General features: G+C 71.7%; 13 protein-coding genes and 1 pseudogene. 7 read left to right on the top strand and 7 right to left on the bottom strand.

The window, feature by feature from the left end; genetic code table 11:
- Positions 1–155 precede the first annotated feature (155 nt).
- Complete coding sequence (locus BZB76_RS24750; protein WP_121436762.1) at positions 156–1,910, bottom strand: serine/threonine protein kinase; 1,755 nt, start codon at positions 1,908–1,910, stop codon at positions 156–158.
- A 144-nt stretch (positions 1,911–2,054) separates the two neighbouring features.
- Here BZB76_RS24750 and BZB76_RS24745 point away from each other — a divergent pair, with 144 nt between their 5' ends.
- Positions 2,055–2,699: a TetR/AcrR family transcriptional regulator gene (locus BZB76_RS24745; protein WP_121436761.1), complete on the top strand. Its 645-nt coding sequence runs from the start codon at positions 2,055–2,057 to the stop codon at positions 2,697–2,699.
- A 40-nt stretch (positions 2,700–2,739) separates the two neighbouring features.
- Here BZB76_RS24745 and BZB76_RS34290 read toward each other — a convergent pair whose 3' ends face one another.
- Both BZB76_RS34290 and BZB76_RS24740 read right to left on the bottom strand, forming a co-directional pair.
- Positions 2,740–2,922 carry a hypothetical protein gene (locus BZB76_RS34290; RefSeq protein ID WP_147449524.1) on the bottom strand — a complete coding sequence of 61 codons (183 nt, stop codon included), beginning with the start codon at positions 2,920–2,922 and terminating at the stop codon, positions 2,740–2,742.
- Positions 2,923–3,030: 108 nt separating this feature from the next.
- Complete coding sequence (locus tag BZB76_RS24740; protein WP_211343160.1) at positions 3,031–6,492, bottom strand: AAA family ATPase; 3,462 nt, start codon at positions 6,490–6,492, stop codon at positions 3,031–3,033.
- 277 nt (positions 6,493–6,769) lie between these two features.
- Between BZB76_RS24740 and BZB76_RS24735 the strand changes: the two genes are divergently transcribed.
- From BZB76_RS24735 to BZB76_RS24725, 3 genes and pseudogenes are all read left to right on the top strand, one after another.
- Positions 6,770–10,144 carry a pyruvate carboxylase gene (locus BZB76_RS24735; RefSeq protein WP_121436759.1) on the top strand — a complete coding sequence of 1,125 codons (3,375 nt, stop codon included), beginning with the start codon at positions 6,770–6,772 and terminating at the stop codon, positions 10,142–10,144.
- 216 nt (positions 10,145–10,360) lie between these two features.
- Positions 10,361–11,263, top strand: a pseudogene (locus tag BZB76_RS24730) (RNA polymerase sigma factor); the annotation flags it as partial.
- A 143-nt stretch (positions 11,264–11,406) separates the two neighbouring features.
- The gene (locus BZB76_RS24725; protein ID WP_246007166.1) at positions 11,407–12,813 is read left to right on the top strand and encodes a serine hydrolase domain-containing protein; all 1,407 of its coding nucleotides are present in this window, start codon (positions 11,407–11,409) and stop codon (positions 12,811–12,813) included.
- 46 nt (positions 12,814–12,859) lie between these two features.
- On the opposite strand, the gene BZB76_RS24720 is transcribed toward BZB76_RS24725, so the two are convergent.
- From BZB76_RS24720 to BZB76_RS24710, 3 genes are all read right to left on the bottom strand, one after another.
- Positions 12,860–13,810 (bottom strand): threonine/serine dehydratase, encoded by a 951-nt coding sequence (locus BZB76_RS24720; protein ID WP_121436758.1) that lies wholly within the window; start codon positions 13,808–13,810, stop codon positions 12,860–12,862.
- An 88-nt stretch (positions 13,811–13,898) separates the two neighbouring features.
- Entirely contained in the window at positions 13,899–15,068 is a 1,170-nt protein-coding gene (locus BZB76_RS24715) for an RNA polymerase sigma factor (RefSeq protein WP_121436926.1), read from the bottom strand.
- Between the two features lie 169 nt (positions 15,069–15,237).
- Positions 15,238–15,591: a YciI family protein gene (locus BZB76_RS24710; RefSeq protein WP_121436757.1), complete on the bottom strand. Its 354-nt coding sequence runs from the start codon at positions 15,589–15,591 to the stop codon at positions 15,238–15,240.
- A 275-nt stretch (positions 15,592–15,866) separates the two neighbouring features.
- Between BZB76_RS24710 and BZB76_RS24705 the strand changes: the two genes are divergently transcribed.
- A complete protein-coding gene (locus tag BZB76_RS24705; RefSeq protein ID WP_121436756.1) occupies positions 15,867–16,691 on the top strand; it encodes an SAM-dependent methyltransferase in 825 nt (274 codons plus the stop codon).
- On the top strand, positions 16,688–17,716 hold the full coding sequence (locus tag BZB76_RS24700) for a helix-turn-helix domain-containing protein (protein WP_337959768.1): 1,029 nt from the start codon (positions 16,688–16,690) through the stop codon (positions 17,714–17,716). Before BZB76_RS24705 ends, BZB76_RS24700 begins: the two co-directional genes overlap by 4 nt.
- 21 nt (positions 17,717–17,737) lie before the next feature.
- Here the strand turns inward: BZB76_RS24700 and BZB76_RS24695 are convergent, their stop codons facing one another.
- Positions 17,738–18,298, bottom strand: coding sequence for a dihydrofolate reductase family protein (locus tag BZB76_RS24695; protein WP_121436755.1), 561 nt, complete (start codon positions 18,296–18,298; stop codon positions 17,738–17,740).
- Between the two features lie 119 nt (positions 18,299–18,417).
- Here BZB76_RS24695 and BZB76_RS24690 point away from each other — a divergent pair, with 119 nt between their 5' ends.
- Entirely contained in the window at positions 18,418–21,654 is a 3,237-nt protein-coding gene (locus BZB76_RS24690; protein ID WP_121436754.1) for an AfsR/SARP family transcriptional regulator, read from the top strand.
- Positions 21,655–21,742 lie beyond the last annotated feature (88 nt).

The following is a 21,742-nucleotide window of genomic DNA, read 5'->3' as shown; positions in this document are numbered from 1 at the left end:
GCGAGCGGCCCGACGGTCAGCCGAACGGCGACGGGTCGACCCGGTGAACCGAATGTCGACCCGTCCGCCGACGAACAGGGGCCACCCCGAATGTGGGTGGCCTTCTCGTTGCGGGCCCCGTGCCGCGTCCGCGCGGATATCGAAGCGTTCCGTGGCTAGCCGCAGTTGCCGTAGGGCGCGGTACCGCCGTTGCCGCCGAACCGGACGCACGTGCCGGGCGCCTTCACGTACACCGGACCCGCGTACCAGGCGAACGAGCCACTGTCGGCGATCCTGCTGCCGCCCTTCTTCTGGATCCACACCGAGACCGGGGATTTCGTGCCCACCTTCCGCGTCTTCATCGTGACCGCGCAGTTGTAGGTGGACTTGTTGTAGAGCAGGTAGGCGGTCCCGCCCGGAACGCCCAGCGAGCGTTGCACGTAATAGCCGCTCCCATGACCGCCGCTGTTGCAGACCTGCTGCGGGCTGTACTTGTTCGCCGGCTCCTTGGGCGGCGTGCCGCCGCCCCCGCCGCCTCTCGACGGTGTGGCGCCCCCGTCGGGCGGAGTGCCCGGTTTCTTGGACGAATTAGGATCCGCCGGGCTCGGGCTCCGGTCACCGTTCGGCCGTCCGGACTGGGTGTTCGCCGGGTTCCGAGCCTCCCCGCCAGGACTCGCCACGGTCCCGAGGCCGCCTCGGGCGCCCTGGTCGTCGCCGGACGCGGCCCGCTGGTCCTTGTCGTCGCCGGCACCGGCGCTCGTCGCGGCCCAGACGGCACCGCCCGCGATGACGGCCGCCACCGCCGCGGCCGCCGCGACCGGAATGAGCCGTCCACGCCTCCCGCCGCCCGACCCGGCCACGGGGGAGGGCACGCCCGCCGAGCCCTGCGGGTGACCGCCGTACCCGCCGGGCCCCTGGGGCGGCGGCTGCTCGACGAAGGGAGCGGGCTGCGGTGCCGTCCCGTGCCCGGGGCCCGTGGGATTCGTGGTGCGGTCGGCCGGCAGAACCGAATCAGCCGCGTGAGACGCCCCCGGGAAGGCGGGCAGCGGCTGGACGGGCGGAGCGGACGCCGACACGCCGCTGGCCGCGCCGACGAGACGCTCCTGGGCCTCCCTCGCCGTCGGACGATGCGCGGGCTCCTTCGCCAGACACGCCGCGACGAGATCGCGCATCGGCCCTGACAGGTCGCCGAGATCCGGTTCGCCGGTCAGGATCCGGTGCATGACCGAGGCCATCTCGTCGTTGCCGAAGGCGGGACGTCCCGTGGCGGCGAACGTCATGGTCGAACCCCAGGCGAACATGTCGGACGCCGGGCCGACCTGCCCGCCGGTGAAGTGCTCGGGCGCCATGTAGGCGGGCGTGCCGACGTTCTGCGTCTCACCGGCGGCGTCCAGGGCGCGCGCCACGCCGAAGTCGATGACGCGGGGCCCGTCCGGTCCCATCACCACGTTGTGGGGTTTGAAGTCGCGGTGGACGATCCCGGCCTGGTGGATGGCCGTGAGCGCGGTCAGCGTGCTGATGGCGAGCCGCTCGAGGGCTCCGCCCGTGCGAGGACCGTCCGTGCGCACCACATGGTGAAGCGACAGACCGCGGACGTATTCGCTGACGATGTAGGGCTGGTCACCGGCGACGTCGGCGTCGAGAACCTGGGCCGTGCAGAAGCGCGCCACGCGTTTGGCGACTTCGAGTTCCCGGACGAAACGCGCGCGGGCCGTCTCTTCTCCGGCGAGTCCGCCGTGCAGCAGCTTGATGGCGACATAGTCCACGGCGGGGTCCGCCACCGGAGGGGACCCGGCCTCACCTGCCGGTCGGCCCAGGAAGACCGCACCCTGCCCACCCTCGCCGAGGCGGCCCAGGATCTCGTATCCGCCCAACCGGGTCGGGTCGCCCGACCGCAGCGGAAGGGCGTCCGGCATCGTCCTGTCCGTCACACCACTCGCTTCCCGTCGCCTCCGGTTGATCAGCAGTGCACCAGCCTAGGCCAGATGATGGGATGTGCTTTGCAACACGGTTGATCAGCGGGTTGCCGCCGTGAAGCTAAAAGGACTACAGTCCGTATATGGGAGGGGATGTCCATGGACCGTGGTCCGGCCGGTGGGAGGCGCGTCGACCTTGAGCTGATGCGGACGCCGCCGCCGAGGGAACGGGCGGACGCCGCGCGCAACCGGGTCAAGGTCCTCGAAGCCGCCGCCGCCCTCTTCGCCCGCCACGGCGTCGAGTCGGTCTCGATGGACGCGGTCGCCGCCGCCGCGGGCGTCGGCAAGGGAACCCTCTTCCGCCGGTTCGGCGACAAGGCGGGCCTGGCCGCGGCCCTCCTGGACGCCCGCGAACGCGACCTGCAGAACGCGATCCTTTCTGGACCCGCCCCCCTCGGCCCCGGCGGCGCGAACACGACCGTCCGGCCGTCCGAACGCCTGCACGCCTTCGTCGACGCCTACCTGGACTACGTCCTGGACCACCTCTCCCTGGTCCGCATGTCGGAGACGGCCTCGCCGGGCGCGCGCTACCGCATCGGCGCCTACGGCTTCTGGCACCGCCACCTGACGATCCTGCTGGACGAGACCGTGCCCGACGCGGAGGCGCTGGCCCACGCCCTCCTGGCCACCCTCGGCGCCGAACATCTCACCGCGATGGTCGAGAGCCTGGGCCCGACCCGCACCCGCGCCGCCGTCCACGCCATCTTCAACGCACCGAACTCCAACCCGCCGACCGCCCGGTAACTTCGGCCGCGTGGTGTCGGTGCTCGCGGTGGTGATGGGGTTAGGCCGGGTCGGGGGTGGGACGTCGGGTGTCCTGCTCCGCCCGGCCGTCCTCTTTGCCCGGTGGGCCCTCCGGGGCGTGGTTGCGTTCCAGGCGTGCGGCGACCACCAGGGCGCGGAGTGAGGTGGTCTTCACGCGGTCGCGCGGGGAGTGGGAGCGGGTCCTCGGAATGCTGCTCGGCACGGTTGACCTCCATGGGGGCTGGACCTGAGTGCTACCCGGGCGACCGGATTTCGCACGTTAGTTGCAACCGCAAGATCTTTTGGGCTATTCCGAGTGATCGCATCGTGGTCACAGGTACATGCCCGGCGCCTTTGATGACTCTGGGCCGGTCATGTGCAGGTCCGTGGCCTTCAGGGTGCGGAGTTCGGTTGCGTCCGACGATGTGGCGAGGCGTTCGGACTGTGCGGCGACGGCGCGGTCGAGGAGGTTGCGGATGAGTCGCCCGTTGCCGAAGGACGGTCCGCGCGGAACGTTCCGGAGCAGGCCGCGCAGCCGCGCCGGCACGTCCGCGGCGAGGGTGAGGCCCTCCGCGGCGGCGAGGCGGTTGAAGATCTCGACCAGCTCGTCGTCGGAGTAGTCGGGGAAGGCGATGCGCTTGGGGAACCGCGATTCGAGCCCGGAGTTGGCGGCGAGGAAGGTGCTCATCTCCCGCTCATAACCCGCCGCGATGACGACCAGGTCACCGCGGTACTCCTCCATGAGCTGGACGAGCGTGGACACGGCCTCCTGCGTGTAGCCGTCACCGGTCAGGGAGTACGCCTCGTCGATGAACAGGACACCTCCAAGGGCCTGCTCGACGGCGGCCCGTACGCGCGGGGCCGTCTGGCCGGTGTAGGAGCCGACGAGGTCGGCGCGGGAGACCTCGACAAGGTGGCCGGACGAAAGCAGCCCGAGGTCGGCGTAGACGGCCGCGACGAGGCGGGCGACGGTCGTCTTGGCCGTCCCCGGGTTGCCGGTGAACACCATGTGGCGGGTGGGCGCGCCGACCGGCTGCCCGGCCGAGCGGCGCAGGTCGGCGGCGCGCACCTCGGCCGCGAGGCGCCGCACCTCCCTCTTGACGTCCGCGAGGCCGACGAGGGCGTCCAGTTCGGCGAGGGGGTCGGTGACGGGCCGGACGCGGGCGGCGCCCGACAGCGTGTCCGGGACGTCCTCGGGGAGCAGCGCGGCCAGGTCCTCCGGGCTGGGGTCGCTCAGCGCGGTCACCCGGCGGGCCTGGAGCGCGGTGGCGCGCTCGCACAGGTTGCGCATGGCGCGGGCGTTGCCGAAGGAGCGGCCGCGGGGGGCGCGGCGCAGGAGTTCGGCCACCCGGTCGCGCACGCCCGGCTCCGGTCGTAGCCCGATGGCCGCCGTCCGCGCCTCGAAGATCTCGATGAGCTCGGCGTCGGTGAAGTCGGGGAAGCGGACCGTGCTCGGGAACCGCGACGCGAGTCCGGGGTTGGACGCCATGAACCGCTGCATCTCGCGCTCGTAGCCGGCGATGACGACGACGAAGTCGTCGCGGTGGCCCTCCATGAACTTCAGCAGCTCGGCGATGGCCTCGGGGCCGTAGTCCTCGTCCACGCCCTCTTGGACCAGCGAGTAGGCCTCGTCGATGAACAGGACCCCGCCGACGGCCCGCCGCGCCACGCTCCGCGTCTTCACGGCGGTCTCGCCGATGTAGGTGCCGACGAGCGACGAACGGGTCGCCTCGACCAGATGTCCGGACGAGAGCACGCCGAGGTCCTTCAGAACGCGGGCGAGGAGCCGGGCGACGACGGTCTTGCCGGTGCCGGGGCTGCCGGTGAACACGGTGTGCCTGGCGGGCGTGTCCGCGGCGGGCAGCCCGGCGTCGCGGCGCAGCTTCGCGGCCTTCGCCCCGGCGACGATCAGCTCGATCTCGTGCTTGACGGCGCCGAGGCCGGTGAGGGCTTCCAGTTCGGCCATCGGGTCGGCGCCGGGCGAGTCGAACGACGCGGGGATGTCGGAATGCTTGACGACCAGTTCCTGGCCGGGTTCGGTCCGCTCGCGCACCGAATCCACGACGATGTCGGCGAGCCGCTGCGCGAGTCGGGCGTTGCGCAGGTTCCGGACGGGCGTCGCGTCGGCGAGCACCCGCCCGGCGGCCGTCAGGGCGCGTTTGTGCGCACGCGCCCCACGCTGCTGGACGGCCCGGTTGAACAGTTCCGCGTGCCCTTCGGCCGTGAACGGGTGCGTTCGGACCACCTGGAACCGCAGGGCGAGCGCGGGGTTGAGTTCGCGGATCAGGTCGTCGCCGCCGGGCTCGCACAACACCACGACGTGCAGGTCGTCATGGACGTCGATCGCCCGGTGGAGCTGTTCGAGGCTGGCCTCGCCGCTGCGGTCGTCCCGGGAGATGTCGTCGAGACCGTCGATCACCATGAGCCGGACCCCGTCGCTGTCGCGGGCCTCGCTGTAGAGCTGCGAGGTGGCGGCCGAGATCTCCTTGGCGGCGAAGAAGTCGTCGGACAGCCACAGCGGCGGGTCGGTGATGCCGTGCCGCTGGACGAGTTGGACGATCTCCTGGGCCGCGTCGCGCTTGCCGGTGCCGTCCGGGCCGACGATCATCAGCCGGACCGGTCCGGGCCCGTTCGCGATGTCCTCCAGCGCGGCGACGACCTCCGGCTGCCCGACCAGACCGGTCTCCACCTTCGTCCGGCCACGGGCGCCGCGCGGGCGGGGCCGGGACGCGCCGAGGTTCGCGGCGAGCGGGTTGACCATCCGGCGGCGCGGGGTGAACAGACGCCGAACGTCCTCCTGGAACCCCTGGATCGGAATCCACACCCGGTCGGGGCCGACCGGGTGACCGGGAAGCCCCTGGACGGCGCCGGTGAAGCGCATCGCCATGTCGAGCCAGCCACGGCAGGCGTCGACGGCCCCGGCGCCGACCGCCCGGGCGAGCCAGGCCCACTCGTCCAGCGACCATGTTTCCCGGTCGAAGGACTCGCGTGCGTCCTCGAACCGTCCGAGCAGTTCGCCGTACCGGTCCTCGGTGAGGACGACGGACAGTTCGGCGGGCACCTGCTCCCGACCGGCCTGGAGCAGCAGGTGGACGAGCAGGTCGTCGGCGGTCTCGCGGTGGGGGGCGATCTCGCGCAGGTGTTCGTGGACGGGCAGCAGACCCGAGCACACCCATTCCAGGTGGCCGATGGGCCCGGCCAGTTCGGGCAGGGCGGCGACGACGTCGTCGCTCGCCTGCGCCGCCCACAGGTCCCGGCGCCGTTCCAGGGGAAGTTTGAGCCAGTCACCGGACGGGGGGTTCTCGAACAGCTCCAGCAGGGCCCGGCGGCGGGCCTCGAACGGTTCCAAACCCTCGAAGACGCCGAGCGACTCGCGGGCCAGTGTCAGTGCCAGGTCCTGGTCGCCGCAGTCTTCCAGCCACTCGAACGCGCGGAACTCACCCGATAGAGCGCTCCAACCCTCCCTGGTGTGGTCGGTGTCCGATGGTGCGTCGAGGTAACGCCCGAAAAGCTCGCTGTACAGGTGGCTGAAGACTCCGGAGTAGACGGCCGCGGCGCCGGGCAGGTAGGCGAGGGTACTGATCATCTCGGCGGCGACCAGCGGCGCGGGGTTGGTCATCATCGCGTGCCGGTCCGTCGTCAGCGGGACGCAGCGGGGGTCGTTGACGAGCGCGTCGACACGGTCCCGGATCTCCTCGTACAGGCCGTCCGGAACGCGCCACGGCCCGACCGCGTACAGGTCGATGACGGGTTCGTCGGACACGAGAAGTTCAAGATGTTCCGGCAGCCGCACAGAGTCCCCCTTGATCACAGCGAGCCTGGCCGGACACCTTATCGACGGACAACGGGCAGGCGCGGACGTCAACGAAAAATCGCCAGATCTTCCTTCTTGGGGGAAATCCGGAGCAATGCTGACGATCTCGTGCGGGATCGAGGCTGCCGCAGCCGCTCAACTGGGTACGTACACCGGGACCGTCCCCCCAACGGTCCGTTCCGCCGCGGTGCGGCACGCTCCCGCGAACTCCGCCGGGCGCGGACGGACCTCCGCGTCGCCGTCTCTGGAGAGTCACGTGATCACGAAGCTGCTCGTCGCCAACCGTGGCGAGATCGCCGTCCGCGCCTTCCGCGCGGCCTACGAACTCGGCATCGCCAGCGTCGCCGTCTACGCGCACGAGGACCGGCTGTCGCTGCACCGGCAGAAGGCGGACGAGGCGTACGAGATCGGCGAGCACGGCCATCCCGTCCGCGCCTACCTGGACGTCGACGGCATCGTGGAGACCGCGCTGCGGGTCGGCGCCGACGCCGTGTACCCCGGATACGGGTTCCTGTCGGAGAGCCCGGAGCTGGCGGAGGCGTGCGAGCGCAACGGGATCACGTTCGTTGGCCCGCCCTCCTCGGTGCTCAGCCTCGCGGGCAACAAGATCGAGGCGGTCGCGGCGGCGCGGCGCGCGGGGCTGCCCGTACTGCGGTCGGCGACGCCCGAGCCGGGCGCGGAGCTGGCGGCGGCCGACGAGGTCGGGTTCCCGCTGTTCGTGAAGGCCGCGGCGGGCGGCGGCGGGCGCGGGCTGCGCCGTGTCGAGCACCGTGCCGACCTTGAGGCGGCCGTCGACACCGCGCGGCGCGAGGCGGAGAGCGCGTTCGGCGACCCGACGGTGTTCCTGGAACAGGCGGTGGACAGTCCCCGCCACATCGAGGTGCAGATTCTCGCCGACGGCTCCGGGCACATCGTCCACCTGCGCGAACGCGACTGCTCGGTGCAGCGCCGCCACCAGAAGGTGGTGGAGATCGCCCCGGCGCCGAGGCTGGACCCGGACGTGGCGCGGCGGCTCTGCGAGGACGCGGTGAAGTTCGCGCGCGAGATCGGCTACGTGAACGCCGGCACCGTCGAGTTCCTCGTGGACGAGCACGGCGAGCACGTCTTCATCGAGATGAACCCGCGTATCCAGGTCGAGCACACCGTGACCGAGGAGGTCACCGGGGTCGATCTCGTGCAGAGCCAGCTGCGCATCGCGGGCGGTGAGACGCTCGCCGACCTCGGCATCGCGCAGGACGAGGTCACGGTCAGCGGGTTCGCCGTCCAGTGCCGCATCACCACCGAGGACCCGGCGAACGGCTTCCGTCCCGACACCGGCAAGATCTCGGCGTACCGGTCGCCCGGCGGCGCGGGCGTGCGCCTGGACACGGGCACCGCGTACGGCGGCGCGATCGTCTCCCCGCACTTCGACTCGCTGCTGGTCAAGCTGACCTGCCGCGGACGGACGTTCGAGGAGGCCGTGGGCAGGGCACGCCGCGCCGTCGCGGAGTTCCGCATCCGGGGCGTCGCGTCCAACATCCCGTTCCTGCGCGCGCTGCTCGACGAGCCGGACTTCCGCGCGGGCGGCGTCACGACGTCCTACATCGCCGACCATCCCGAACTGCTCACGGCCCGGTCGAGCGGTGACCGTGCGACGCGACTCGTCCGGTACCTGGCGGACGTGACGGTCAACAAGCCGCACGGAGACGCGCCCACCGACCTGGACCCGGCGACGAAGCTGCCGCCGCTCTCCCTCGACGGCCCGTTCCCCACAGGTTCACGAGACCGGCTGTTGGCGCTCGGCGCGCGCGCGTTCGCCGAGCGGCTCCGTTCCCAGAGCGCCCTCGCCGTCACCGACACCACCTTCCGGGACGCGCACCAGTCGCTTCTCGCCACCCGGGTACGCACCTACGACCTGCTCGCCGCCGCGCCCTACCTCGCGCGCATGACCCCGCAGCTTCTCTCCATCGAGGCATGGGGCGGCGCGACGTACGACGTCGCGCTCCGCTTCCTCGGCGAGTCGCCCTGGGACAGGCTGGCCGCGATCCGTGAGGCCGCTCCGAACCTGTGCATCCAGATGCTCCTGCGCGGCCGTAACACCGTCGGGTACACCCCGTACCCCGACTCGGTGGCGCGTGCCTTCGTGAAGGAGGCCGCTAGTACCGGTGTCGACATCTTCCGCGTGTTCGACGCGCTGAACGACGTCGAACGGATGCGTCCGGCCATCGACGCCGCGCTGCAGACACACGCGCTCGTCGAAGGAACCCTCTGCTACACCGGCGACCTGTCGTCACCCAACGAGCGGCTCTACACCCTCGACTACTACCTGCGCCTCGCGGAGGAACTCGTCGAGTCCTGCGTCCACATCCTGTGCGTCAAGGACATGGCCGGACTGCTCCGCGCCCCGGCGGCCCGCACGCTCGTCAAGGCCCTCCGCGAGCGGTTCGACCTGCCCGTCCATCTGCACACCCACGACACGGCCGGTGGCCAGATCGGCACCTACATCGCCGCCATCGAGGCCGGTGTCGACGCGGTGGACGGAGCCGCCGCGCCGCTCTCGGGCACCACCAGCCAGCCGCCCCTCCAGGCGATCGTCGCCGCGACCGACTCCACCGACCACGCCACCGGGATCGACCTGGACGCGCTGACCGTCATGGAGCCGTACTGGGAGGCCGTCCGGAAGCTGTACGCGCCGTTCGAGATGGGGCTTCCGTCGCCGACCGGTCGCGTCTACCGGCACGAGATTCCGGGCGGGCAGCTGTCGAACCTGCGGCAGCAGGCCGTGGCGCTCGGCCTCGGCGACCGCTTCGAGGAGATCGAGCGCCTGTACGCGGCGGCCGACGCGATCCTCGGACGGCTCGTGAAGGTCACCCCGTCCAGCAAGGTCGTGGGTGACCTGGCCCTGCATCTGGTCGCCGCGGGCGCCGACCCCGCCGACTTCGCCGAGAACCCGGAGCGCTACGACATTCCCGACAGCGTCATCGGCTTCCTGAACGGCGAACTCGGCGACCCTCCGGGCGGCTGGCCCGAGCCGTTCCGCACCAAGGCCCTCGCCGGACGCCAGTACACACCCGCCCGCGCCGAACTGGACGGCGCGGAGGAGAAGGCCCTGCACGGCCCCGAAGTCCGCGAGACTCTGGACCGCCTTCTGTTCCCCGGCCCCGCGAAGGACTACCGCGAGGCCCGCGCCGCCTACGGAGACCTGTCCGTCCTGCCCACGGGCCCGTTCCTCTACGGGCTGCGCGCGGGACAGGAGGTCGCGTTCGACCTCGAACCCGGCGTGCGCGTGCTGGCCGGTCTGGAAGCGGTCGGCGACATCGACGAGGCGGGGGTGCGACAGGTCATCTGCACGGTGAACGGCCAGCTCCGCACGCTCTCGGTGCGCGACAAGTCCGTGGTGTCGGACGTGCCGCCCGTCGAGCGGGCCGACCCGGACGAGCCCGGCCATGTCGCCGCGCCGTTCGACGGTTCGGTGACGCTCCGCGTGTCCAAGGGCGACGAGGTCGCCGCCGGGGACGTGGTCGCGACCATCGAGGCGATGAAGATGGAGGCCGCCATCACCGCGCCCGTGTCCGGCGCCGTCGTCCGGCTCGCGGTGCCCGGCACCACCCCGGTTCAGGCGGGCGATCTCCTTCTCGTCATCGAAACCTGAAATGCGTCGCCTGGTTCAGGATGTTCCACGATCGGGTACTGAGAACGGGTGACCCGTTCCCTCCCGGCCGGACGAACAAAGGACACCGCCCTGAACGCCAGCGACGCGCCCAGCGTGCCCCCCCGTGCGACCGTGAACCGTGCGACCGTGAACCGCGCGCCCGCGGACGGCGCGTCCACCCGGGCGCGCATGGACCGCGCGACCGTGAACGTCGTCGACCCGATGAAGGACTACCTCTCCCGCATCGGCCGCACCCCGTTGCTCACCGCCGAGCAGGAGGTCGACCTCGCCAAACGCATCGAGGCAGGGCTGTTCGCCCGCGAACGCCTGGAGACCCTCGGTGACGACCTCAGCCTCCAGGACCGCACCGACCTGGAATGGATCGCCGCCGACGGCCAACGCGCCAAGGAGCACATGGTCGAGGCGAACCTCCGCCTCGTCGTGTCGCTCGCCAAGCGGTACATGGGCCATGGCCTGCCGCTGGGCGACCTCGTCCAGGAGGGCAACCTCGGGCTGATCCGCGCCGTGGAGAAGTTCGAGTACCGGCGCGGTCTCAAGTTCTCCACCTACGCCGTCTGGTGGATCAAGCAGGCGATCAGCCGCGCGCTGGCCGACCAGAGCCGGACGATCCGCATCCCCGTGCACGTCGTCGAGGTCCTCAACCGGATGACACGCGTGCGGCGGCGCATGATGCAGGACCTCGGCCGGGAGCCGACGTCGCAGGAACTGGCCGTCGAGCTCGACGTCACTCCGGAGAAGGTCGAGTGGCTGCGCAGGCAGGCCCGTGAGCCGCTGTCCCTGCACACCCCGCTCGGTGAGGACGGCGACGGCGAACTCGGCGACGTCATCGAGGACCCGGACGGCGGTGACCCCGCCGACGTCGTCGCGTCCTCGATGCTGCGCGGACGGCTCGACGCCGTGCTGGAGACGCTCACCGAACGCGAGGCGGGCGTCATCTCGATGCGGTTCGGGCTGGCGGGCGGCGAGCCGAAGACGCTCGAGGAGGTCGGCAAGGTCTACGGGGTGACGCGCGAACGGATCCGGCAGATCGAGTCCAAGGGCATGCACAAACTGCGGCATCCGTCCCGCCGCGAGACCCTGGCCGACCTGCTCGGCTGACTTTTCGCGCCCCGGCGGCCACCCGCCACCGCCACAGCCTGCCTTCCGGGAGGAGTGAGAAATCTCCTTCCGCGGTCGGATGACAGCGAGGAGGACCCCGAGGAGACTCACTCTGGGTGTGCACATAACTGGAGAAGAGGACCATGGCGAAGCGGTTCGACCTACGGGGACGGCTCGCCGACATCACCGCGGCCTGGGGTGCCGCGGTCGTCGTCACACTGGCACTGACGGTGACGCCCGCCCAGGCGGCGGCGGTCACCGACCAGGGCAATCCTGCACAGGGCAATGCCGGACAAGGCAGTGCCATACAGGGCAATGCTGTACAGGGCAATGCCGGACCGGCGGCCTCTGCCGGTGTGGCACTCGCGCGTCCGCCGACGCGGCCGTTCGACCCGGCGATGCTGCGCGCCACTCTGGACGCTGCGCGTGAGGCGGGCATGTACGGGACGTGGTCGGCCGCCCAGGACGGGCGCACCACATGGAACGGAGCGTCCGGTGTCGCCGACGTCCGGACACGGCGACCCGTCAAACAGGGCATGCCACAGCGCGTCGGAAGCATCACCAAGACGTTCGTCGCGACCGCGATCCTCCAACAGGTCGAGAAGGGCCGCCTCGAACTCGACGCACCGGTCGGCCGGTACCTGCCCGACATCTTTCCCGGACGGCACGGCAAGCAGGTCACCGTGCGGATGCTCCTCAACCACACCAGCGGCATCGGCGACTACGTGTACCTCGCGTTCCCCTCGTTGTCGGACCTCTCGCCCAAGAGCCTGGACGAGAACCGGTTCCGGCGCATCACACCGGAGCAGCTCATCACCTGGGGAATGCAGGCGCCGCGCACCGGTGAACCGGGCGAGCGTTACTCCTACTCCAACACCAACTACGCCATCGCGGGACGGCTCCTGGAGAAGGTGACCGGCACGACGGCGGAGCGGTACATCGACCGGAACGTCATCGACAAGGCCGGGCTGAAGCACACCTACTTCCCGTCTCGCGCACGCATCTCCGGCCGGCACTCGCGGTTGTACGAGTCGCTCTACCAGCATGTGGAACCACCCCGCGACTACAGCACGTACGACATGAGCTGGGCATGGACGGCGGGCGCGCTGGTCTCCACGATGGACGACCTCAACCGCTTCTACCGCAGGCTTTTCACCGGTGAACTCATCGGCGAGGACGCGCTGGCGCAGATGCGACGCACCGTCCCCGTCAAGGACGCGGACGGCGACGTGGTGATGAACTACGGTCTCGGGCTCTACTCGACCGAACTGCCGTGCGGGACGTTCTGGGGCCACGACGGCAGCGTCTTCGGGGCCGGAACGCAGTCGCTGTCGTCCGCGGGTGGGGCGCGGCAGATCTCCCTGACCACCAACCTCGCGAAATATTCGAAGCTCGACTCCAACGGCGTGCCCGTCCCGCATCCGATCGACAGTGCGCTGGGCGCGCACGTGGTGGAGGCGCTCTGCGGCAGCAGGCCCGTCACCGAGTCGCCCAAACGGGAACGTCCGGTCCGGGTGCTGCCGTTGCAGTCGCTGCGCATCGTCGGCTGACCAGTCGGCCGGGAGACGTGGGCTGAACGGAACCCGAGGCGTTCGTTCAGCCTAGGTCGGACGGGTCGGTGTTGGCACCGCACAGAAGGACCACGACCCGTTCGTCCGGGGCGGGCCGGTACGCGCCCGAGCGGAGCGCGGCGACGGCGGTGGCGGCGCCGTGCTCGATGACCAGGCGATACTCGGCCCACACGAACCGGCGCGCCTCGACGATCGCCTCCTCGGAGACGAGGACCGGGAGGACCCCGGTGTGGGAGGCGACCGAGAACGCGATGTCGCCGAGACGGGTGGCGCCGAGCGAGTCGGCGGCGATGCCGGAGACGTCCACGTCGACCGGACGTCCCGCGTGCAGCGCGCGTTCGAGGGTCGGGATGCGTTCGGGCTCGACACCGACGACGCGAGCGGTCCCCGTGAGCGCGGTGGCGATGCCCGCCATCAGCCCGCCGCCGCCGACCGCGACCAGGACGGTGTCGATCTCCCCGCCGGTCTGTTCCAGGAGTTCCAGGCCGAGCGTTCCCTGACCGGCGCAGACCGCGGGCAGGTCGTAGGCGTGGCAGAACAGCGCACCGGTGTCGGCGGCGCGTTTGGTGGCGGCGTCCTGCGCCGCGGCGTACCGGGTGCCGACCTGGACGACCGTGGCGCCGAGCGCGCGCAGCCGGGCGACCTTGACGGCGGGCGCGGTCTCCGGCACGTACACCTCGGCGGGCACGCCCACCTTCGCCGCCGCGTACGCGAACGCGAGGCCCGCGTTGCCTCCGGACGCCGCGACGATCCCGATGTCCGGCAGCCGCCCCTCGGCCCGCGCGGCGAGGACGTGGTTGAACGCGCCGCGCGCCTTGAACGACCCGGTGTGCTGGGTCAGCTCCAGCTTCAGCCACATGCGCGCGACGGGCGAGGCGGGCGCGAGGGGCGCGGGGTCCACCTCGACCACCGGCGTGCGGCGGATCCGGTCCGCGACGCGGTCGGCGGCGGCCTCGACGTCCGAAAGCGTGATCACTGGATGTCCCTCCGTCTTCGACCCGCGTCAGTACCAAACCCCAAGTTGAAACCTGTCATGATCCGGTTTCCGGGGCAACCCTGAAAGCTCAGTCCAGGGCGGCGGCGCGGTCGAGGAGGGCACGGCGTTCGGGCTCGTTGTGGGTCAGTTCCGCGGCGCGCTCGAACTCCGCCCTGGCCTCGGCGGTGCGTCCGAGCCGGGCGAGCAGGTCACCGCGAACGCTCGGCAGCAGGTGGTAGCCGCGCAGGGACGGTTCGTCCACCAGCCTGTCGGCGAGTTCGAGGCCCCGGGCCGGGCCGTGCGCCCTGCCGACCGCCACCGCCCGGTTGAGTTCCACCACGGGGGAGGGGGCGACGCTCGCGAGAACCTCGTAAAGCGACGCGATCTGCGCCCAGTCGGTGTCCTCGGCCGTGCGGGCCTGCGCGTGGGACGCGGCGATCGCCGCCTGCAGAACGTACGGACCGAGCGGTTCACCGATCGCCTTGGCGCGCAGCAGCGCCGCGAACCCGCGGTGGATGAGGAGACGGTCCCAGAGGCCGCGGTCCTGCTCCAGCAGCGGGACGGGCTCACCGGACGGCCCGGTCCGCGCCCGCGTCCGGGACGCCTGGATCTCCATCAGCGCGACGAGCCCGTGCACCTCGGGTTCGCCGGGTGCCAGTTCGGCGAGGATCCGGCCGAGGCGCAGGGCCTCCTGGCACAGGTCGGTGCGCACCCAGTCGCTTCCGGCCGTGGCGGTGTAGCCCTCGTTGAAGATCAGGTAGATGACCTCCAGGACGGACGACAGCCGGGCCGCGCGGTCCGGCCCCTCGGGCACCTCGAACGGCACGCCCGCGTCCGACAGCGTGCGCTTGGCCCGGACGATCCGCTGCGCGACGGTCGGCTCCGAGGTGAGGAACGCCCGTGCGATCTCCCCGGTGGTGAGCCCGCCGAGCATCCGCAGCGTCAGCGCCACCCGGGCCTGGGTCGACAGGACGGGATGGCAGGCGGTGAAGACGAGCCGGAGCACGTCGTCCTCGATGTGGTCGTCGTCGGGGACGTCGGGTTCCGGCGCGGGCCGGGACTCCAGGTCGCGGCCGATCTCCGCCAGCTTGTGCTCCAGGCGCTGGTCACGGCGGAGCCGGTCGATGGCGCGACGCTTGCCGACGGCCATGAGCCAGGCGCCCGGATTGTCCGGGACGCCTGACTCGGGCCACTGTTCGAGCGCGGCGACCAGCGCGTCCTGCGCGAGTTCCTCGGCCAGCCCGATGTCGTGCACCATCCGGGCGAGCCCCGCGATGATGCGGGCGGCCTCCAGCCGCCACACCGCGTCGACGCGCGCGTGCACGCCGGACCTGTCCGCTGTCGTCACGCCGCCGATGAGAGCACCCGCACCGGCCGTCGCGCAAGCTCACCGGGCGTCCGGCGCCCGGTTCACCCGCGAAAAGCGCTCATGCGCCGGGGGCGGGGTCGCCCGGGCCGAACACCTGCTGGATCACGCCCTCGCCGTCGCCGACGATCGCCCAGAACCGCTTGGACAGCTCGATGGCCTCTTCCCTGCTGCGGACCTCGATCAGCGCGAACCCGACGACCGTCTCCTTGGCCTCGGCGAACGGCCCGTCGGTGACGGTGACCTTGCCGCCGGACGAGACGATGCGGGTGCCGCCCGGCTCGAGACCGCCGGTCGCGAGCAACACCCCGGCCTTGGACATCTCCTCGATGAACTTGCCCATCTCCACGAACATGGACTCGTCCTGGTTCTGGGCGGCCGAGCCGTCGTCCGTCGTCATCAGCATGAACCGCATCGCGGGCTCCCTCGTGTGTCGTGGGCCGGTCCCTTCCGGCCTCTCATCGAACGCGTCGAAGAGGGGACGGCGGATTCGACATCGCGGCCCGAGTTCTTCAAAGATTTTTTTGGAGAACCCGTATCGTGGCAGGTCGCGACGGGTATGGGCCGGTTGTTCAGCGTACATCTCGGTAGATCAGTACGAACTGGGACAAACGTGCCAGTGGGCAAGTCAGGGATTTACGAGTAACTTCTCCGTCGAGAAAGGTACTTGCGCTCCCGAGGAGGCGTCCCATGGGAGACCCCGCAGCGGGCGGCGAGGGGCCGCCGGCGTCCCAGGGCACCGGCGCGGTGCCGCAGTCCGCGCGCATCTGGAACTACTGGCTCGGCGGCAAGGACAACTACCCGGCCGACCGGACCGCGGGCGACCGGTTCGTCGCCGTGTACCCGCAGATCGTGGACATCGCCCGGCAGTCCCGGGCGTTCCTGTCCCGCGCCGTGCGGTACCTGGCCGCCGAGGCGGGGGTCCGGCAATTCCTCGACATCGGCACGGGCCTGCCGACCGTCGACAACACCCACGAGGTCGCGCAGCGCGCCGCGCCGGACGCCCATGTCGTGTACGTCGACAACGACCCGCTCGTCCTGTCCCACGCGCGCGCCCTGCTGACCAGCACTCCCGAGGGGGCCACCAGCTACATCGAGGCCGACCTGCGCCACCCGGACCGCATCCTCGACGGGGCCGCGCGGACGCTCGACCTGGACCGTCCGGTCGCACTCATGCTCCTGAACATCCTCGGGCACGTTCCCCGCTACGATGAGGCGCGCTCGATCGTCGCCCGTCTGGTCGGGGCGCTGGCGCCCGGCAGTCATCTGACCGTCGCCGACAGCACCGACGTCTTCACCGGTGAGCGGTTCCATGCGGCGATCAAGATGTGGAACCAGGCGAGCGACACCCCGTACTACCTGCGCACACCGGAGATGATCGCCGGGTTCTTCGAGGGCCTGGAGGTGCTGGAACCGGGCGTCGTGCCGGTGACGCGCTGGCGGGCCGCGCCCGGCTCGTCCGGGGAACCGGACGAGGTGGACGAGTTCTGCGCCGTGGGACGCAAACCGTCATGAGCGCGAGCGAACTGAACGGTGACGAGATGAACGAAGGCGAGCTTGACGTGAGCGAGCTTGGCGTGACCGAACCCGGCGTGCGTGAGCCGGGCGCGGACGACCTCCTCGACGATCCGGACGGTTCTTCGCTGGAACGGGCCGTCTCCGCGGAGGACTACCGGTCCGCCGGCCCGACGGTGCTGCGCATGCTGGTCGGGACGCAGCTGCGCCGTTTCCGCGAGATGGCGCGGATCTCCGTCGAGGACGCCGGTTACGAGATCCGCGGCTCCCACTCCAAGATCAGCAGAATGGAGCTGGGCCGTGTCGGGTTCAAGGAACGCGACGTCGCCGACCTGCTGACCCTCTACGGCGTCACCGACCCGTGCCGCCGCGATCCGGTGCTGGAGCTCGTCGACCTCGCCAACCGTCCCGGCTGGTGGCAGGAGTACGGCGACCTGGTGCCCGGCTGGTTCGAGCCCTACCTCGGGCTGGAGCAGGGCGCCGTGGTCGCCCGCGTGTACGAGGTCCAGGACGTCCCCGAGCTGCTCCAGACGCCCGGTTACGCCCGCGCCCTCATCGCGGCGCGGCATCCGGAGGCGTCCGCGGAGGAGATCGAACGGCGGGTCGAGCTGCGGATGCGCCGCCGCCGGGTGTTCGACCGCCCCGACCCGCTGAAGCTGTGGGCGGTCGTCGACGAGGCCGCGCTGCGGCGCGTGGTCGGCGGCGCCGAGACGATGGCCGAGCAGATCCGCTTCCTGATCGACATGGCGCGGCTGCCGAGCGTCACCGTGCAGGTCCTGCCGTTCGCGTCCGGCGGGCACGCGGCCGAGTGCGGTCCGGTGACGCTGCTGCGGTTCGCCGAGCCGGAGCTGCCCGACGTCGTGTACCTGGAGCAGCTCGCCGGCGCCCTCTACCCGGACAGGCCCGCCGACATCGCCCGGTACCGGGACGTCCTCAACAGGCTCGGCGTGCAGGCGGAACCGCCCGCCCGCACGCCCGTCCTGCTGCGGAGCGCCATCGACCAGCTCGCGAGCACCGCGGGCTGAGCTTGCGGGTCGCGAGTCCCGTCACCTGGCGACGGGACGGTAGGTCGCGACGATGACGCCGGTCTTGAAGGACTCGGTGCCGGCCAGCTCGAACGAGGCGGAGAAGTCCGCGCGGTTGAGCAGTTCGTCGGGGTCGCCGGTGCCGACGATGACCGGGTGGATCCACAGGCGCAGCTCGTCCAGCAGTCCGTTGTCGACGAGCGTCCGCGACACCGGGCCGAAGCCGTACTGGAGGATGTCCTGGCCGTCCCGCTCCTTCAACCTGGTGATCTCGGCGACGGCGTCGGCCCGGCGGATCACCGTGGTGTCGCCCCAGCCGGGCTTGTTGAGCGTGTCGGACACCACGTAGTGCGGCAGGGTGTTCATGCGGACGCCGAAGTCGCCGGTCGCCTCCTCCATCGCGGGCCACGCCTGTGAGAAGCCGTCGAACGTCCGGCGTCCCATGAGAAGCGCGTCGCAGGAGAAGAGCAGGTCCTTGGCGTAGGCGGCGGCCTCGTCCTGGAAGTACGCCGACGTCCAGTTCTGCGGCTGCTCGATGACGCCGTCCAGCGAGATGTACGTCGAGCTGATGATCTTACGCATGGTCTCCTCCGTCGGTTTCGATATCGTCCGCCTTCCGGCGTCGTGGACCCACGATGCGCCGGACCGTTTACGGGATCCTTACGGTCCCCTTCCTTCAGGGCCGCGACTAAGGTCGGGATGTGCGTTTCGGGGTACTCGGACCGCTCGCCGTGTGGACCGACGACGGCGGGCTCGTTGCGGTGCCCGGGTTGAAGGTCCGCGCGCTGCTCGCGGACCTGCTGGCGCACGAGGGACGTCCGGTGCCCGCCGACCGCCTGATCGACGACCTGTGGGGCGAGGCGCTGCCCGGGAACCCGATGGGCTCGCTGTCGGCGAAGGTGTCGCAGCTCCGGCGGGTGCTGGAGGACGCGGAACCGGGCGCGCGGGCGCTGGTGGAGTCGCGTCCCGCCGGGTACCTGCTGGGCGCGGCCGACGCCCGCGTCGACGCCCGCCGGTTCCAGGTTCTGGTGGACGAGGCGCGCGAGGCGACCGAGCCGAAGGAGCGCGCGGCGCTGCTGGCCGAGGCGCTCGGGCTGTGGCGCGGCCCCGCGTTCGCCGACCTCGCGGACGAGCCGTTCACCCGCGCCGCCGCCGCGCGGCTCGAAGAGCTGCGGCTGACCGTCCTGGAGGAGCACGCCGAGACCCGGCTCCTACTGGGCGAGCACGGGGCACTGGCCGGAGAACTGCGTGACGCGGTCGGCGAGCATCCGTTGCGCGAGCGGCTGCGGGCCGCGCACATGCTGGCGCTGTACCGGGCGGGACGCCAGAACGAGGCACTGGAGAGTTTCGAGCACTACCGGACGCTGCTCGCCGACGACCTGGGCCTCGACCCCGGCACCGGCCTCTCCGATCTGCAACGCGCCGTCCTCCGGCAGGACCCCGCCCTGGACGCCCCGCCCCACCGCGAGCCGGGCCCGCGGTCGAACCTGCCCGTTCCGACCACCGAACTGATCGGCCGCGACCAGGCCGTCCGCCGCGTCCGCGCCAAGATCGGCACCGACCGGCTCGTCACCCTGACCGGGCCCGGCGGCGTCGGCAAGACCAGGCTGGCGGTGGAGGTGGCCGCCGGGCTGGTGGACGCGTTCGGCGACGGCGTCCGGATGGCGGAGCTGGCCGGGTTCGAACGCTCGACGCTCCCCGATCTGGCCGAGGCCGTCACGGCGATCCTCGACATCCGGGACGCGCCGGGCGCGCCCGAGGCCGCGCTGGACCGGCTCGCGGCGGCGCTCGGCGCCCGCCGGTTGCTGCTCGTCCTGGACAACTGCGAGCACGTGATCGACCAGGCCGCCGAGCTGGTGGACAGGCTGCTGCGCCGGGTGCCGGGCGTGCGGATCCTCGCGACGAGCCGGGAGCCGCTCGGACTGCCCGGGGAGGTCGTGTGGGCCGTCCCGCCGCTGGAGGTGCCCGGTGTCGGCGACGACCCGGCGGCGTCGAGCGCGGTGCGGCTGTTCGCGGCGCGGGCGGAGGCGGCCTCGCGCGGGTTCCGGCTCGACGACGCGACGTCGGGGCCGGTCGCGGAGCTGTGCCGGCGGCTGGACGGCCTCCCGCTCGCCCTGGAACTGGCCGCGACCAAGGTGCGGACGCTCGGCGTCGAGGGCCTCGTCTCCCGGCTGGACGACCGGTTCCGGGTGCTGTCGTCCGGGCATCGCGGCGCGCCCGCCCGGCAACGGACCCTCACCGCGGTGATCGACTGGAGTTGGGATCTGCTGACCGGGCCGGAACGGGCCGTCCTGCGGCGGCTGTCGGTCCATGCCGACGGCTGCGCGCTGGAGTCCGCCGAGGCGGCGTGCGGCGGCGGGGGCGTCCCCGAGGCGGAGGTGCTGGACCTGCTGGTGCGGCTGGTCGATCGCTCGCTGGTCGTCATGACGGAGCGTCCGGGCGAGGGCCCGCGGTACCGGCTGCTGGAGTCGATCGCCGCGTACGCCGCCGAGCGGCTCGCCGAGGCGGGGGAGGAGGCACGCGTCCGGCGGGCGCACAGCCGCCACTACATCGACCTGGCCGAACGCGCCGCGCGCCACCTGCGCGGGCACGACCAGACGCGCTGGCTGCGGATCCTCGACACCGAGACCGCGAACCTGCGCGCCGCGCTGGACGAGACCGTCGCCGACGGCGCGGCGGACGACGCGTTGCGACTGGTCGACGCGCTGGCCTGGTACTGGTTCCTGCGCGGCAGGTTGACCGAGGCGCTGCGTTCGCTGGACACGGCGCTGGAACTCGACGGCGCCTCACCCGGCGTCCTGGCGCGGGCGTTGACATGGCGAGCGGGCCTCGCCGCCCTCAAGGGGGTGGACGGAGACCTGGCCGCGGCCCGCCGTGACGAGGCGTTGCGGCACGTCGACGCGACCGCCGACGCCGGTACGCGGGCCTGGGCACGGTGGTTCCTGACCCTGGCATATTTCCAGGTGGACGATGTCGCGGAGGCCGCGGTGACGCTGGAGGAGGCGCTGACCGGGTTCCGCGCGTCCGGTGACCGCTGGGGCGAGGCGGCGGCGCTGGCGCTGCGGGCGATGCACGGCCACGCCCACGGCGACCCGGCCGCGATGCGCCGTGACGCCGAGCGGGCGGACCGGCTGTTCGGCGAGACCGGCGACCGGTGGGGACGGCTCCAGGCGATCGAGGGACTCGGCGCGCTGGCCGAGCTGACCGGCGACTACGACCGGGCGGAACGGCTCCAGCAGGACGGCCAGCGGATGGCCGAGGAACTGCACCTGTGGCCGGACGTCGCGTCCCGGATGGCGTGGCGCGGCTGGATCGCCTACCTGCGCGGCGACCAGTCGTCCGCGCGGCGGCTCTTCGGCCGCGCGATGCGGGTGGCCGTCGACCAGGGACACGCCTCGGCCGTCACGTTCGCCGATCTCGGGCTCGGGCTGGTGGCGCTGGCCGACGGGCGGCTGGACGACGCGCAGGACCGCTTCGAGACCATGCTCCGAGCCGTGTCGCCCGAGGAGTTCCCACCCCTGTACCTGCCCCTGATCCAGATCGCCCTAGGCCAGATCGCGGAGGCCCGCGGCGACGCACCCACCGCCCTGACCTACCAACGAGACGCGCTGGCCGTCGCGATCAGGTTGGAGTCGCCGCGTGACCTGGCCGGCGCCCTGGAGGGCCTGGCCGGTGCGCTGACCCTGTCCGGGCGGCACCGCGAGGCGGCCGAGGCGCTGGGGAAGGCCGCGGCGATCAGGACGGACTCCGGAGTGCGCCCCGGCCCGACCGAGTGTGCCGACATCGACCGCGCGTCCGACCGGGCGCGCGGCGAGTTGGGCGAGACCGCGTTCGCGGCGGCCGCCTCGGCCGGGGAGGCGCTGGAGCCGGCGGAGTTCCTGCGGCGCGCCGAGGCGATGCCGCCGGAGGGAACCTCGATTTGGTCCCGTAAAGAGTAGTTTGTTCGTATTGCAAGTGTGTTGCGATACGGCACAGAAACGGCACGAGCCCTTGTGACGTTCCCGGGCGTGAATGATCATGAACGGT

The sequence above is a fragment of the Actinomadura pelletieri DSM 43383 genome, assembly GCF_003634705.1.
GTDB lineage: Bacteria > Actinomycetota > Actinomycetes > Streptosporangiales > Streptosporangiaceae > Spirillospora > Spirillospora pelletieri.
This window is presented reverse-complemented; position numbering and strand designations above follow the sequence as displayed.